Raw genomic sequence first — 13,212 nt, 5'->3', positions numbered from 1 at the left:
GACGCGCTTTAGCCGATCAGCCGCTCCCGCAACTCAGCCGAAGGAATCTCGCAACTGTCCTTGCGGCCGAACAGCGCGTAGCGGTTCCTGGCGACGCGGTCGTAGAGCCAGTCGCGCAGCGGACGCGGCAGGATGAGCAGCGCCTTCGCGGCGCGCCAAGGCCAGCCGAGCGCGGCCATGACCGCGACGAAACTGTCGAGCTTGGTGAAGGGGGCGCCGTCTATGATGGCGAGGTTGCTGTCATAATCGTCGGTTTGAAGATCGTGCCGGCGAAACAGCGACTCGCCGAACGGCGATTGCGCCGTGGCGAAGCGGAAGCGCTTTTCCCGGTCGAGCCTGAGGATGAGCTGGACGAAACCCGAGCAGAACACGCAGACGCCGTCGAAGACGATCAGCGGCTGGCGGGTGTCATAGGCCTGGCTTGGAGAGGCGGGACGGTTCGGTTCGGGCAGGTCGGTCATGGCGGCCCCGGCTGCTTGTGTCCCTAAAAGCAATTCCAGGAAAAGTGTGAGCGGTTTTCCGTCCGGAATTGCGTCAAACTAGGGAGACACTAAGCCAGCCGGCGGCGGCGTCAAAGTCGCGGCGTTGTCGCACGCCAGTTGGCGGCGAGCACAAGGCGCTCGGCACGATAGGTGGTGGCGCGCTGGTCGGCGGCCGGCCGGCAGATGCGGCTGTGGTGGGCGCGTTGGCGGGTCATGATCAGTTCGCGCTGACGCCCAGCGAATTGCCGCGACGCGCACAGGCCGGCCCCGGGCCGCGCATGTAATAGCGCTCCGGCCGATAGGTCGGCGCGACGAATTCGCGAATGGCGGCAGCGTAGCCTGTAATGTGGTTCCAGAAGTTCATTTTAACTGTCCCTGTCCCGCTTTCGGATGTCCCGTCCGAATTGTTCGAGAGCATAGCGTCGAGGCGTGAATAGTCGGTGAACGTGATGTTAATTTCTGGTCCGAAACTCGTTGCATCGTGGCCGGATTGCGGCTGATTCGCGGTGTTTCGGTGCCTTTCGTCGCCTTTCCGCGTCGTGTGACTTTTGCATCACATATGTTTCGTTCCGATGTCGCTTGGCCGCGCTTCCGTTTCACCTTCCCCCGGCGGCAGGAAATTTCCTTTCGCGCGACCGGGCGAGCAGGAACCTGTCCCGGAAGACGACGTTGATCCCGCAAGGGCCGGGATGAACCCGGCCATGTTGACGGCTATCCCGCCGCGCAACTTCCCGATAATGCGAAACATGGAAAGGCAACCGCCATGGGCTTCTTTTCGAAGGACATCAAGACACTGGACGATCTCTTCATCCACACGCTGCGCGACATCTATTATGCCGAGAAGCAGATCGAGAAATCGCTGCCGAAGATGATCGACAAGGCGACCGATCCGCAGTTGAAGGCCGGCTTCGAGAAGCATCTCACGCAGACCAAGGGTCACATCGAGCGGGTCGAGCAGGTGTTCGAGCTGCATGGCGTCAAGGCCAAGACGGTCAACTGCCCGGCCATCGACGGCATCCTCGCGGAGGCCGACGAGGTGAGCGGCGATGTCGACGACAAGGAAGTCCTCGATGCGGCGCTGATCGCCTCGGCGCAGGCCGTCGAACACTATGAGATAACGCGCTACGGCACGCTGATCGCCTGGGCCAAGCAGCTCGGCCGCAGCGATTGCGCCAATGTTCTGGCCAAGAACCTCAAGGAAGAAGAGGCGACCGACCGCAAGCTCACCGAGATCGCCGAAAGCAAGATCAACCTGCAGGCGGCCGAATAGCCTGACGATAAGGCCGGCGCGTGGCGTCGGCCTTCCTTCCCCGGGGAACCGAAGCGGCGTTCCAGCCGTTTCGGTTTGTCCGATCCTGCCCCGATGTTGCAAGGAGTGTTCGTCATGGCGCCGCGCCCCGCCTGGAGCGGTTATCTCAAGCTTTCACTGGTCACCTGCGCCATCCAACTGAGCAACGTCGTCACCCACGCCGAAAAGGTGTCCTTCCACATCCTCAACCGCAAGACCGGAAACAGGGTCCGGCGCATCTATGTCGACCAGAAAAGCGGCAAGCCGCTGGAAGAGGATGAGGAGGTCAGGGGTTTCGAGGTCGGCAAGGACGAATTCATCCGCATCGAGGACGAGGATATCGAGGCGGTCCAGATCGAGTCCTCGCACACGCTCGATCTCGACGGTTTCGTCGACAAGGCCTCGATCGACCAGGTCTATCTCGACACGCCCTATTACGTCTCCCCCGCCGACAAGGTCTCGCAGGAGGCCTTCGCCGTCATTCGCGATGCGCTTGCCGAGAAGAAAATGGCCGGCCTCGCCCGCATCGTGCTTTATCAGCGGGAGCGCCCGGCGATGATCGAGCCGTTCGGCAAAGGCATGCTGCTGACGACGCTGCGCTACGGAGACACGGTTCGCGAGGCATCCCAGATCTTCGCCGACATCCAGTCCGCGAAGCTAGACGGCGAGATGGTCGGGCTCGCCGAGAACATCATCGACAAGAAGAAGGCGAAGTTCGATCCTGCAAAGTTCAGGGATCGCTACGAGGAATCGCTGCTCGAGCTGGTCCGCTCCAGGAAGGCCGGGAGAAAGGCGCCGAAGGCCAAGGCATCGCCGAAACCGTCCAATGTCGTTAACCTGTTCGACGCGCTGAAGAAGAGCCTCAACGCCGACGACGGCAAAGCCGGCAAAGCATCCTCCAAAGCGCCGACCAAACGAGCGAAGGCCAAGGCCGCGCCGAAGCGCAAGTCCGCATAGGAGCCCGCAATGGCCAGCCTCGAACAATATCACGCCAAGCGCGACTTCAAGAAAACCGCCGAGCCGGCCGGCAAGGTGAAGCGCGGCAAGCAGGGCGGCGGCATCTTCGTCGTCCAGAAGCATGCCGCGACGCGGCTTCATTACGATTTCCGGCTGGAGCACGACGGCGTGCTGTGGAGCTGGGCGGTGACGCGCGGCCCGAGCCTCGACCCGCATGAGAAGCGGCTGGCCGTGCATGTCGAGGATCACCCGATCGACTACGCCTCCTTCGAAGGCACCATTCCGAAGGGCCAGTATGGCGGCGGCTCGGTCCTGGTCTGGGACGAGGGCAGATGGACACCGGATGGCGATCCCGCTCAGGGCATGAAGAAGGGCCATATCGACTTCGAGCTCGAAGGCCACAAGCTCAACGGGCGCTGGCATCTGGTCAGGCTGAGGCCGCGCCCCGGCGAGAAGCGCGACAACTGGCTGCTGATCAAATCCGACGATGCCGCTGCCCGTCCTGGCGAGGATATCCTCGAAGAAGAACCGCAATCGGTGAAATCGGGCCTGACCATCGAGGAGGTCGGCGAAGGCAAGGCGGCCAAGGGGCAGACACCGAAGGTCTGGCAGTCAAACAGGCCGGCCGCCGGCAAGGCCAAAGCCGGGCAGGCTAGGCGCCTCGAATTCATCGAGCCGCAGCTGGCGACGCTGGAGAAGGAAGCACCCACCGGCGACGACTGGCTGCATGAAGTGAAATTCGACGGCTATCGCATGCAGGCGCAGATCGAAGGCAGCGAGGTCAGGCTGCTCACCCGCGCCGGCCTCGACTGGACCGGCAAATTCGAGGGGCCGGTCACCGCCGCAGTGGCCAGATTGAAATGCCGCGATGCCATCATCGACGGCGAGGTCGTGGTGCTGGCCGACAGCGGCGTGTCGTCCTTCCCCCTGCTGCAGGCGGACCTGTCGGCCCGTCGCGCCGACCGCTTCATCTATTATGTCTTCGACCTGATGCGGCTCGACGGCGAGGATCTGCGCCGCGAGCCGCTGGTCGAGCGCAAGCAGGCGCTGGCCGAACTGCTGGGCGAGCAGCCCGAAGATTCGGCGCTGCGCTTCAGCGACCATTTCCACGAGCCCGGCAAGGTCATGCTGCAGCATGTCTGCCGCATGGGCCTCGAAGGCGTGGTGTCGAAGCGCGCCGACGCGCCCTATCGCAGCGGGCGGGGGCTCACCTGGATCAAGTCAAAATGCACGCTCCGGCAGGAATTCGTCATCGGCGGCTATCTGCCTTCGGACAAGACCGGGCGGGGCGTGCGCTCGCTTCTCGTCGGCTATTACGAAGGCGGCAAGCTCAATTACGCCGGCCGTGTCGGCACCGGCTTTTCCGGCAAGGTGATGGCGGATTTGAAGAAGAAGCTCGATCGCCTCGAGGCGAAGACATCGCCCTTCTCGGCGACCGTGCCGAAGGGCAAGGGGCTCACCTTCGTCAAGCCCGAGCTTGTCGGCGAGGTGGAGTTCCGCAGCTGGACATCCGACCGTATAATCCGCCACGCCTCGTTCCAGGGGCTGCGCGAGGACAAGCCGGCGGAGGAAGTCGTGCAAGAAAAGCCGAAAAAGGCCGAGAGCCAGGCAAAGCCGGGCGCAAAGACGCCGTCGAAGCCCTCGGCTGGAACGGCGAAGACATCGATTAAACTCTCGCATCCCGACAAGCTGCTGTGGCCCGACGAGAAGGTTTCGAAACAGGACCTGCTCGAACACTACGCGCTGGTGTGGCCGCGCATGGAGCAATTCGTCGTCAACCGGCCGCTGAGCCTCGTGCGCGCGCCGGACGGCGTCCACGGCCAGCGCTTCTTCCAGAAACACGCCTCGCCCGGCATGAGCGACAAGATCGCCCGCATGAAAGATCCGACCGATGGCGAGGAGATCCTCTACATCAAGGATTTCGACGGGCTGGCGGCGCTGGTCCAGTATGGCGTGGTCGAAGTCCACATCTGGGGCTCGACGATCGATGCTCTGGAGAAACCGGACCAGATCATCTTCGACCTCGATCCGGACGAAGGCGTCGATGTCTCCAAAGTGCGCGAGGCGGCGCTCGACATCCGCAAGCAACTCGATGAGCTGTCGCTGCTGAACCTGGTCAAGACCTCCGGCGGAAAGGGCTATCATGTGCTGGTGCCGCTGAAGCCCTCGGCGGAATGGGACGAGGTCAAGGATTTTGCCCACGACTTCGCCCGCGCGCTGGAGCAGGCGGCGCCTGACCGCTACACGGCGACGCTGTCGAAGAAGGCGCGCACGGGAAAGATCTTCGTCGACTATCTGCGCAACGGCCGCGGCTCGACCACCGTCGCGCCCTATTCCTCGCGCGCCAAGAAGGGCGCCACGATATCGATGCCGGTGACCTGGCCGGAGATCGAGAAGGGTCTTCCGCCGAATGCCTTCCCGCTGGGGGGTAAGACGACGCTGGCGCAACTGAAGAAGGCCGATCCGTGGAAGGAGTTCTTCAAGCTGGGGAAGGCGTTGAAGCGGAGTTAGCTGGCGCAGCAAGCGTCGCTGTCCCGCCAGCATCGCGAGATTGTCCGCCTAGGACAGAAACACCCTCTCGAACTCCCGCTTTCCTCCGGGCGAGAACACCACGGCGCGGCTGTCTTTCTCGCGGCGGGCCCATTTCTCGGCGATGATCTTGTCGAGGATGGCGGCGCCGAGCGTGCCGGCGAGATGCGAGCGCCGCACGCTCCAGTCGAGGCAGGCGCGGCACACCGGCCGCCGCGCCTTGGCCTGGATGTCGATGCCGAGCGCGGAAAAATGCGAGGCGCCGGCTGACGAGAGCCGGATCTCGTTGTCGCGCAGCAGAAGCTTCTTGTCGAAGAGCCGGTCGAGCATCGCCACCGCCTGCTCGCCGGCGAGGTGGTCGTAGCAGACCCGCGCCACCCGCATGGCCGCGTCGCGCGGTCCCGGCCGCACGCGCTTCGGACCGACCGCCTCGGCGACGCCGATGATCGCCTCGATCATGCCCGCCACCTGCGCGCTGGCGAGCCCGTAATAGCGGTGCCGGCCCTGGCTCGCCAAGGTCAGCAGCCCGCCCTCCATCAGCTTCGACAGATGCGAGGAAGCGGTGGGCAGCGACACGCCGGCTTCCAGCGCCAGCTCCGACGCCGTCAGCGCGGTGCCGCCCATCAGCGCGTTCAGCATATTGGCGCGGGCCGGGTCGCCGACCAGGCTGGCAATGCGGGCGATATCGGGTCCTTCACGCATGGTTCGATCCTCATCGAAGCATTCCCGTCAGGGAAGCATTATTCTGCGGCCATCTCAAGCAGCCCCGGCAAACGCTCCTGACAGGAGAATGCCTAGCACAGGGGGCGCCAGCGATGTTTCGATCACGGTCGAAGCATCGATGTGCGCAAGCAAACCGACGAGGAGACCGACATGACCATCACCTGCTTCATCCGCTATGAGATCGACCCGTTCGGCAAGGCGGCCTTCGAGCAATATGCGCGCGCCTGGGGCCAGGCCATTCCGCGCTGCGGCGCCGAGCTCATCGGCTATTACGCGCCACATGAAGGCTCGGCCACCACGGCCTATGCCGCCTACAACATCGAGAGCCTCGCCGCCTACGAAGCCTATCGCGCGCGGCTTGCCGCCGACCCCGCGGGCAAGGCAAATTACGAGTTCGCCAGGCGCGAGAAGTTCATCTTGAAGGAAGATCGCGTCTTCCTGAAGCTGGTGTCGGGGCCGCACGGTCCAAGGCAGCTCTTTCGCACCGACGTGACCGTCAAGGAAGGAATAGAGGCATGATCGCTGTCATCTTCGAGGTCGAACCGGCCGAAGGAAAGCGCGATGCCTATCTCGGCATCGCCGCCGAGCTCAAGCCGCTGCTCGAAAGCATCGACGGCTTCATCTCGGTCGAGCGCTTCCAGAGCCTGACCGACCCGAAGCGGGTGCTGTCGCTGTCCTTCTGGCGCGACGAGGAAGCGGTGAAAGCCTGGCGCAACACCGAGGAGCACCGCCAGGCGCAAAAAGCCGGCCGCGGCGGCATCTTTGCCGGCTACCGTCTGCGGATCGCCCAGGTCGTGCGCGATTACGGGCTGACGGAAAGGGCCGAAGCGCCGCAAGATAGCCGCGCAGCGAACGGATGAGCCTTCTTCCGCGATCGGAGAAGAAGCGGCCTGCAATCACAAACCGGTGAAGCCTGTAACGAAGCGATCCGCGCTGGCGAAATGGGAGCATGACCCCGCTACGGAGATTGCTTCCCATGACCGGATTGAAGACAGGCCTGCTCGCCGGCGCGATGCTCGCGGCCACGATCGGTGCCGCGGCCGCCCAGCCATTGACCGTGGTCGAGCTGTTCACCAGCCAGGGCTGCTCGTCCTGCCCGCCAGCCAATGCCAACCTGATCAAGGTCAAGGACCAGCCGGGTGTGCTGGCGCTGTCGTTCAACGTCACCTATTGGGACTATCTCGGCTGGAAGGACACCTTTGGCCGCAAGGAATTCACCGACCGCCAGGTGACCTATGAGCCGTCGCTCGGCCGCGACGGGCCATTCACGCCACAGGTGGTGGTGAATGGCCGCGCGGATGGCGTCGGTGCTCGGTCGGGCGAGATCCAGGGGCTGATCGCCAAGGGCGGCCGCCCGCAGGGCCCGGAGCTTTCGCTCGGGCAGGGCAAGGTCAGCATCGGCGCCGGCAAGGCGCCGGGCGGCGGCGCCGACATCTGGCTGGTGCGTTACAACAGAGGCGTCGTCGAGGTGCCGGTGGCGCGCGGCGAGAACACCGGCCGCACGCTGCCGCACGCCAATGTCGTGCATGCGCTGACAAAGCTCGGCAGCTGGAACGGCGAAGCGACCACGCTGCCGCTGCCGGCGGCCAGCGGCGGCTTGAGCACGGCCGTGCTGGTGCAGGCGCCGCGCGGCGGGCCGATCCTGGCCGCCGCCGCCAACTGATTTTTCATTTCCTTCGCGCGGGGCCGCATGAGCGGCAACGCTTCACCAAGGCCCGCATGCGCGCGCCAAAACCCAAGGAGTACGACCATGACCAAGTTCCTCACGCTGCCGGCTCTGGCCCTCGCGCTTTCCGCTTCGGTCTTCGTAGCCGGCGCCCGCGCCGATGACACGACCAACGCGATGAAGCCCGCCAATGCGATGGCGACCGATGCGATGAAGCCGGCGACGGATGCCATGAAGCCGGCCGACGCCATGAAGCCCGCCGATGCCATGAAGCCCGATGCGATGAGTACTGAGGCGATGAAGCCGGCCACGGATGCCATGAAGCCGGCGACAGATGCCATGAAGCCTGCAACCGACGCCATGAAGCCGGCGGATGCCATGAAGCCGGCGGATAGCACTGCTCAGTGAGGCTAGGCTTGCGGCGCAGCCGGCTCGGAGCCAATCGCGAATGTCAGCGCTGGCCCCCGCTCCGTCTCGGCGCTGCGCGCCGATCCACCTCTCCCCCGCTTTGCGGGGGCGAGGAAACGCTAACCGCGAAGGGCGAGGACGCCAATGAGCCACGGAGAGGCCTTCGCAAGCCTGGGTTCCTCGCCCCCGCCAAAGGTGGGGGAGAGGTGGCTCGGCGAAGCCGAGACGGAGAGGGGGAGCGCCGTTGGCGGTTGCACACCGCTGCACGGCAAAGTGAGAACCTCCCGACGGCTTCCTTCGTATATACTGAGACAACAGCAAGGAGATCAGACATGAACGGCATAAAGACAAAGGCCGCGCGGCGATCGCCATTTTTCGCGCGCGGCGCCCTGGCCGTGCTCGGCCTTGCGGCCGTTGCGGCTACCGCCCTGTGGCAGAGCCCGGCCCGCTCGGCCGAGGACGCGGTGGTGATCCCGCCGCCGGCAATGGACGAGAAGGCGGCGAGCGGCACCGAGAAGGCGATCTTCGCCGGCGGCTGCTTCTGGGGCGTGCAGGGCGTGTTCCAGCACGTCAAGGGCGTCAGCAAGGCGGTATCCGGCTATACAGGCGGCAGCGCCGAGAACGCCGTCTATGAAGTGGTCGGCACCGGCCGCACGGGCCACGCCGAATCGGTAGAGATCACCTACGACCCGTCGAAGGTCACCTACGGCCAACTCTTACAGGTCTATTTCTCGGTCGCGCACAATCCGACGCAGCTCAACTACCAGGGGCCGGATTCCGGCACGCAGTATCGCTCGACGATCTTCGCCGAAAATGCCGAGCAGAAGAAGGTCGCCGAGAGCTACATCGCCCAGCTCGACAAGGCCAAGGTGTTCCCGAAGCCGATCGTCACCACGCTGGAAACCGGCAAGACCTTCTATCCGGCCGAGGATTACCATCAGGACTTCCTGACGCTGAACCCGACCTACCCCTACATCGTCTACAACGACCTGCCGAAGATCGAAAATTTGAAGTCGCTGTTCCCTAAGCTCTACAGCGAGAAGCCGGTGCTGGTACTCGCCTCCAGCAAGAGCTGAGAGAGCCGGCCGGTTTCCAGACGTAGGGATATTGCGTGGCAGATGACTTGGCGATCGGCCGAAGCTACGCGAAGTCGTCATCCACGGGCGGAGCAAGGAGCGAAGCGACGCGCGCAGACCCGAGGATCCATTCCGTGATTTCCGAGCGCCGCAACGGTGCAGAATTCTGCTCCGCTGCGTCCTCCGGCCAAAGTCACGGAATGGATTCCAGGGTCTCCGCGACGCCGCTTCGCGGCTGCTCCGCCCAGGAATGACGAGGTTCAAGCGGCTTTGGCCAATCCCCGGCCTTTTGCGTTTGCAGGCAAACAGAGCACAATGTGAAGCAGTTCATAGAGTAATACTTGACGCTGCAAAACATTGACGGTCGATCTTCTGCCGCCACATAATCATCGCCGCCACCTTTTCGAAAGCTCTGTTTCAATTGATCCGGACCCCCTGCTTCCGGCGCGGATTTTGTTGGCTGCAGTGATATGCCGGACCAGCCGGCGCTGCATCGGGGAGGACCGACAATGGCCGTCGAGATAAAGGTTTCCGTCTACACCAATGGCGACGACGCCTTCGTCGCCTGGGCGCCGAGCGACTTCATCGCCGGATGCCGGGGTTTCCTGCTCGAGCGCGGCCGCAAGGTCGGCGCGACCGAGAAGATCGAGCCGGTCGAGAACCGCGTCGGCTTCACCAAGGACAAGCCGAAATCGGGCGACCACAGGCCGTCGGACGTCTGGCCGTTCCAGCGCTTCAACTGGACCGACCATGCCGCCGATGTCGGCAATGTCGTGCGCTACCGGGTCACCGCTATGATGAGCACGGGCCCCGGCAAGCCGCTGACCAAGGGCGTTTCCAGCGACTGGACGGAGTGGAAGACGCTTGCCACCGACGCAGGAGGCGGCTTTTCCTGCTACTTCAACCGCGGGCTGGTGCTGTCGCAGTTCGTCGCCCGCTACATGGCCAAGAACAGGCTGACGCCGGCGGCCTTCAAGAAGAGCCTGCAGACCAATGGCGACGCAAAATTCCGCGCCTTCCTCGAAGGCGATCTCGGCCTGCGCATGATCGGGCTGACACAAGGCGCCGGCGACGAGCTGCATGCTGCGCTCTACGAGCTCGGCGACGCGACGCTGGAGACGGCGCTGATCGGGCTCGGCCCGCGGCTGCATCTCATCCTCGCCAACGGCTCCGACAGAAAAGGCGACGGCAACAAGGCGGCGCGCAAGAACCTCAACGACCACGGCATCGCGACCATCGACCGGATGCTGAAATCGAAAGGGCTCGGCCACAACAAATTCGTCGTCGTCTCCGAAGACGGCGAGTCGAAGAAGGTGTGGACCGGCAGCACCAACTGGAGCACCACGGGCCTGTGCACGCAGGTCAACAACGGCCTGCTGATCGAGGACGCGGCGGTCGCCGCGCATTTCCGCAAGCATTGGGACCTGCTCAAGGATGCCTCGCCGCCGAAGACCGACCCGGCCAATTTCACGCCGGCGCTGATCGCTGACAACGACGCGCCGAAAACCTTCACGATCGGCAGCGCCAGGGCCACCGTCTGGTTCACCCGCACCTCGAACGGCGCCGACATGGATGCGCTGCGCGAGGTCATCGGCTCGGCCAGGCAGGCGGTGCTGTTCTTGATGTTCACGCCGGGCAAGCAGGGGCTGCACACGCTTGCCGCAGAGCGGGCCAAGGAGAAAGGCATGTATGTGCGCGGCGTGGTCTCGACGCTGAGCGCCGACGAGGGCGGCACCGAGCAGAATTTCCTCGACATCGACCTGGTGAGCAGCGACCGCAAATTCACGCCCGACCGCTACGCGGTGGCGCAGCCGCAGGGCCTGGACGCGCCGCTTGGGCCGTGGATCGCCGAGGTCAACCGGCGGGAGTTCCTGTCGCAGATCGGCCACGCCATCGTGCACTCGAAAATCCTGGTGACCGACCCGCATTCGAAGGATTGCGTGGTGGTGACCGGCAGCCACAATTTCTCGGCGCCGGCGAGCCAGAAGAACGACGAGAACCTGGTCATCGTGCGCGGCCACAGCAAGCTTGCCGCCGCCTATGCCACCTACGCGATGTCGGTCTACAGCCACTACCGCTACCGCTCCTACATCCGCGAGATGCGCGCTGAGCGCAAGACGCCATGGAGCTATCTGGACGACGACGACCAGTGGCTGAAGACCGAGCTCCGCACCAAGGCGCAGGAGATCGCGTTCTGGACGGCACAAGCCTGATTTCCTTCTCCCCGTAAACGGCCCACAAGCGGGGAGGTCAGCAGCTTCGGCGTCTCTACTCCTCCAGGTCGATCTCCTCGGTCTGGCCGCCGCTGCAGGTGTAGCAGCAATCCTCGCAGGACTCCTGGTTGTTGGGCCCGACGCCCCAATAGGTGCTTTCGTCGCCGTCCACCCAGGCGCCGTAGCAGATCTTCTCGCCCTCGTTGCAGGAGATCGGTAGTTGCTTGGTCTCGCCGTCGTCGAGGTAGAAATCCTTGCCGTCGCCCGGCCAGACATAGTCGCGGTCCTGGCTGTAGAGCTCGACACGCATGGCGTTGGGATGGTTGTTCCTGATCTGGAAAGTGACGTCGCCGGCATGGGCGGCGGGCGCGATGAGGACGGCAAGCGAAAGCGCGGCGGCAACCCGTCGCGCGAAAGAGATGGACATGAGAACCCCCGAGACAGAATCGGCCCCCACGGCCGATGCGGGATGATGGCATGAAGCGCGACGATGCCAAGGGGTGGGGAGGAAAATAGCTGGGTGAAATGGCCCGACCTCTCCTTCTCCCCTTGTGGGGTGAGAGGCGGTCCGCACAGCGGACGAAAAGCCAATTGCTTGGCTTTTCGAGCTTCGAACGCCCTGAGCCTGCGAAGGGCCGGGCAGTGGCTCGGCGCGCAGCGCCGAGACGGATGAGGGGTGCTCCAGCTTGGCAAGAACGCGTGCGTGCCCACTACCGCCAAGGCTGCAGACTTTGATCCCTAACATAAGCAATGATGGTATCGCACACCGCGTCGAGCTCTTTCAGCACATCATCGTTCCAGAACCGCAGCACGCGAAAGCCCCTCGCCTTCAACTCGGCGTCGCGTTCCTGGTCATGCCGCGATTCCGCATGCTGGCTGCCGTCGATTTCGACGATGAGCCTGGCCTCGGCACAGACAAAGTCCGCCACGTACCTGCCCATCGGCACCTGCCGCTTGAACTTGATATTGTCGAGTCGCCGGCCGCGCAGTTCTTGCCACAGGCGATCTTCGGCCTCTGTCGGCTCACGGCGCATAGAACGGGCGAAATTCCGTTTGGCGGGGTTTACGGGTCGGTGCGGCATGGTGCGAGATTAGCCGGCCTTCGTTATTGCTCAAAAATCCGGCGTTGCACTCCGCTGGAGCACCCCTCATCCGTCTCGGCGCTGCGCGCCGATCCACTGCCCGGCCCTTCGCAGGCTCAGGGCGTTCGAAGCTCGAAAAGCCAAGCAATTGGCTTTTCGTCCGCTGCGCGGACCGCCTCTTACCCCACAAGGGGAGAAGGGGAAGAGCTACTCCGCCAAATCCACCGTCTCGGTCGAATGCTCCACGCAGATGAAGCAGCAGGTGTCGCAGGGCTGGTCATTGTCGGGGCCGACGCCGGCGCTGACGGAATCGTCGCCGTCCACCCAGGCGCCCCAGCAGATGCGCTCGCCCGGCTCGCAGGAGATCGGCACAGACTTGCGCGCCTTCGGCCGGATGAGGAACACCTTGTCGCCGCCCGGCCAGACTTTCTTGCTGTCGCGGCTGAACAGCTCCAGCGCGACGCCGTCCGAGCGCTGGTTGCGCACGAACACCGACATGTCGGCGGCGAGGGCCGGCGTGGTGAGGAGAAGGAGAGCGAGCAGAGCGCGAATCATGGCGAGGTCCCCGGGGGAGTAGAGCACGGGTGGGGAAGCGGCGCGACCTCCCCTTCCCCCCTTGTGGGGGAAGGTGGCCGAGCGAAGCTCGGACGGATGAGGGGTGTTGGAAGGAATGAGGCGCCGGCGATCTGGCACGATGCGGCACCGAATGACAGACCAGGCCGCCAAGCTGGAGCACCCCTCATCCGTCTCGGCGCTCCGCGCCGAGCCACCTTCTCCCACAAGGGGAG

The 13,212-nt window shown here is 64.3% G+C and carries 16 protein-coding genes; 9 read left to right on the top strand and 7 right to left on the bottom strand.

The genetic code is table 11. The annotated features are described in order from the left end of the window. Nucleotides 1-8: 8 nt before the first annotated feature. From E5X34_RS23430 to E5X34_RS23420, 3 genes are all read right to left on the bottom strand, one after another. A complete protein-coding gene (locus E5X34_RS23430) occupies nt 9-461 on the bottom strand; it encodes a thiol-disulfide oxidoreductase DCC family protein (protein WP_292569528.1) in 453 nt (150 codons plus the stop codon). Nucleotides 462-571: 110 nt separating this feature from the next. After that, the gene (locus tag E5X34_RS23425; protein WP_292318052.1) at nt 572-697 is read right to left on the bottom strand and encodes a hypothetical protein; all 126 of its coding nucleotides are present in this window, start codon (nt 695-697) and stop codon (nt 572-574) included. A gap of 2 nt (nt 698-699) precedes the next feature. Next, the gene (locus tag E5X34_RS23420; protein ID WP_112128857.1) at nt 700-846 is read right to left on the bottom strand and encodes a hypothetical protein; all 147 of its coding nucleotides are present in this window, start codon (nt 844-846) and stop codon (nt 700-702) included. Between the two features lie 399 nt (nt 847-1,245). Here E5X34_RS23420 and E5X34_RS23415 point away from each other — a divergent pair, with 399 nt between their 5' ends. The 3 genes from E5X34_RS23415 to ligD all read left to right on the top strand — a co-directional run bounded on the left by E5X34_RS23415 (nt 1,246) and on the right by ligD (nt 5,238). Beyond that, entirely contained in the window at nt 1,246-1,752 is a 507-nt protein-coding gene (locus tag E5X34_RS23415; protein WP_126063500.1) for a ferritin-like domain-containing protein, read from the top strand. A 114-nt stretch (nt 1,753-1,866) separates the two neighbouring features. Beyond that, nucleotides 1,867-2,727, top strand: coding sequence for a Ku protein (locus E5X34_RS23410; protein WP_292569523.1), 861 nt, complete (start codon nt 1,867-1,869; stop codon nt 2,725-2,727). A 9-nt stretch (nt 2,728-2,736) separates the two neighbouring features. Then, on the top strand, nt 2,737-5,238 hold the full coding sequence (ligD, locus tag E5X34_RS23405; protein WP_292569519.1) for a DNA ligase D: 2,502 nt from the start codon (nt 2,737-2,739) through the stop codon (nt 5,236-5,238). Between the two features lie 48 nt (nt 5,239-5,286). Here ligD and E5X34_RS23400 read toward each other — a convergent pair whose 3' ends face one another. Beyond that, nucleotides 5,287-5,958: a winged helix-turn-helix domain-containing protein gene (locus E5X34_RS23400; RefSeq protein WP_292569515.1), complete on the bottom strand. Its 672-nt coding sequence runs from the start codon at nt 5,956-5,958 to the stop codon at nt 5,287-5,289. A 171-nt stretch (nt 5,959-6,129) separates the two neighbouring features. On the opposite strand from E5X34_RS23400, the gene E5X34_RS23395 reads away from it, so the two are divergent. The 6 genes from E5X34_RS23395 (at nt 6,130) to E5X34_RS23370 (ending at nt 11,342) form a co-directional block, all read left to right on the top strand. Then, nucleotides 6,130-6,498 carry an NIPSNAP family protein gene (locus E5X34_RS23395; RefSeq protein WP_292331195.1) on the top strand — a complete coding sequence of 123 codons (369 nt, stop codon included), beginning with the start codon at nt 6,130-6,132 and terminating at the stop codon, nt 6,496-6,498. Continuing rightward, nucleotides 6,495-6,839: an antibiotic biosynthesis monooxygenase gene (locus E5X34_RS23390; protein WP_292081666.1), complete on the top strand. Its 345-nt coding sequence runs from the start codon at nt 6,495-6,497 to the stop codon at nt 6,837-6,839. Before E5X34_RS23395 ends, E5X34_RS23390 begins: the two co-directional genes overlap by 4 nt. 116 nt (nt 6,840-6,955) lie before the next feature. Then, nucleotides 6,956-7,642 (top strand): DUF1223 domain-containing protein, encoded by a 687-nt coding sequence (locus tag E5X34_RS23385; protein ID WP_292569511.1) that lies wholly within the window; start codon nt 6,956-6,958, stop codon nt 7,640-7,642. 87 nt (nt 7,643-7,729) lie between these two features. Beyond that, nucleotides 7,730-8,053, top strand: coding sequence for a hypothetical protein (locus tag E5X34_RS23380; protein WP_292569508.1), 324 nt, complete (start codon nt 7,730-7,732; stop codon nt 8,051-8,053). Nucleotides 8,054-8,385: 332 nt separating this feature from the next. Beyond that, the gene (msrA, locus tag E5X34_RS23375; RefSeq protein WP_292569505.1) at nt 8,386-9,129 is read left to right on the top strand and encodes a peptide-methionine (S)-S-oxide reductase MsrA; all 744 of its coding nucleotides are present in this window, start codon (nt 8,386-8,388) and stop codon (nt 9,127-9,129) included. A gap of 509 nt (nt 9,130-9,638) precedes the next feature. Next, on the top strand, nt 9,639-11,342 hold the full coding sequence (locus tag E5X34_RS23370) for a phospholipase D-like domain-containing protein (protein ID WP_292569502.1): 1,704 nt from the start codon (nt 9,639-9,641) through the stop codon (nt 11,340-11,342). Nucleotides 11,343-11,397: 55 nt separating this feature from the next. Here E5X34_RS23370 and E5X34_RS23365 read toward each other — a convergent pair whose 3' ends face one another. From E5X34_RS23365 to E5X34_RS23355, 3 genes are all read right to left on the bottom strand, one after another. Continuing rightward, complete coding sequence (locus tag E5X34_RS23365) at nt 11,398-11,769, bottom strand: hypothetical protein (protein WP_292569499.1); 372 nt, start codon at nt 11,767-11,769, stop codon at nt 11,398-11,400. 283 nt (nt 11,770-12,052) lie between these two features. Next, nucleotides 12,053-12,424: a DUF559 domain-containing protein gene (locus E5X34_RS23360; RefSeq protein WP_292569496.1), complete on the bottom strand. Its 372-nt coding sequence runs from the start codon at nt 12,422-12,424 to the stop codon at nt 12,053-12,055. A gap of 207 nt (nt 12,425-12,631) precedes the next feature. Next, on the bottom strand, nt 12,632-12,979 hold the full coding sequence (locus tag E5X34_RS23355) for a hypothetical protein (protein ID WP_292569494.1): 348 nt from the start codon (nt 12,977-12,979) through the stop codon (nt 12,632-12,634). Nucleotides 12,980-13,212 lie beyond the last annotated feature (233 nt).

The organism is Mesorhizobium sp., from assembly GCF_004963255.1.
GTDB lineage: Bacteria > Pseudomonadota > Alphaproteobacteria > Rhizobiales > Rhizobiaceae > Mesorhizobium.
The sequence above is the reverse complement of the archived record's forward strand: the minus strand, read 5'-3'. Positions and strand labels throughout refer to the sequence as shown.

Bases quoted from the DNA above. Each gene is read 5' to 3' on its own strand.
- E5X34_RS23410 (WP_292569523.1), top strand. From the start codon at position 1,867: ATGGCGCCGCGCCCCGCCTGGAGCGGTTATCTCAAGCTTTCACTGGTC.
- E5X34_RS23430 (WP_292569528.1), bottom strand. From the start codon at position 461: ATGACCGACCTGCCCGAACCGAACCGTCCCGCCTCTCCAAGCCAGGCC.
- E5X34_RS23420 (WP_112128857.1), bottom strand. From the start codon at position 846: ATGAACTTCTGGAACCACATTACAGGCTACGCTGCCGCCATTCGCGAA.
- E5X34_RS23360 (WP_292569496.1), bottom strand. From the start codon at position 12,424: ATGCCGCACCGACCCGTAAACCCCGCCAAACGGAATTTCGCCCGTTCT.
- ligD (WP_292569519.1), top strand. From the start codon at position 2,737: ATGGCCAGCCTCGAACAATATCACGCCAAGCGCGACTTCAAGAAAACC.
- E5X34_RS23355 (WP_292569494.1), bottom strand. From the start codon at position 12,979: ATGATTCGCGCTCTGCTCGCTCTCCTTCTCCTCACCACGCCGGCCCTC.
- msrA (WP_292569505.1), top strand. From the start codon at position 8,386: ATGAACGGCATAAAGACAAAGGCCGCGCGGCGATCGCCATTTTTCGCG.
- E5X34_RS23365 (WP_292569499.1), bottom strand. From the start codon at position 11,769: ATGTCCATCTCTTTCGCGCGACGGGTTGCCGCCGCGCTTTCGCTTGCC.
- E5X34_RS23395 (WP_292331195.1), top strand. From the start codon at position 6,130: ATGACCATCACCTGCTTCATCCGCTATGAGATCGACCCGTTCGGCAAG.
- E5X34_RS23425 (WP_292318052.1), bottom strand. From the start codon at position 697: ATGACCCGCCAACGCGCCCACCACAGCCGCATCTGCCGGCCGGCCGCC.
- E5X34_RS23415 (WP_126063500.1), top strand. From the start codon at position 1,246: ATGGGCTTCTTTTCGAAGGACATCAAGACACTGGACGATCTCTTCATC.
- E5X34_RS23390 (WP_292081666.1), top strand. From the start codon at position 6,495: ATGATCGCTGTCATCTTCGAGGTCGAACCGGCCGAAGGAAAGCGCGAT.
- E5X34_RS23385 (WP_292569511.1), top strand. From the start codon at position 6,956: ATGACCGGATTGAAGACAGGCCTGCTCGCCGGCGCGATGCTCGCGGCC.
- E5X34_RS23370 (WP_292569502.1), top strand. From the start codon at position 9,639: ATGGCCGTCGAGATAAAGGTTTCCGTCTACACCAATGGCGACGACGCC.
- E5X34_RS23400 (WP_292569515.1), bottom strand. From the start codon at position 5,958: ATGCGTGAAGGACCCGATATCGCCCGCATTGCCAGCCTGGTCGGCGAC.
- E5X34_RS23380 (WP_292569508.1), top strand. From the start codon at position 7,730: ATGACCAAGTTCCTCACGCTGCCGGCTCTGGCCCTCGCGCTTTCCGCT.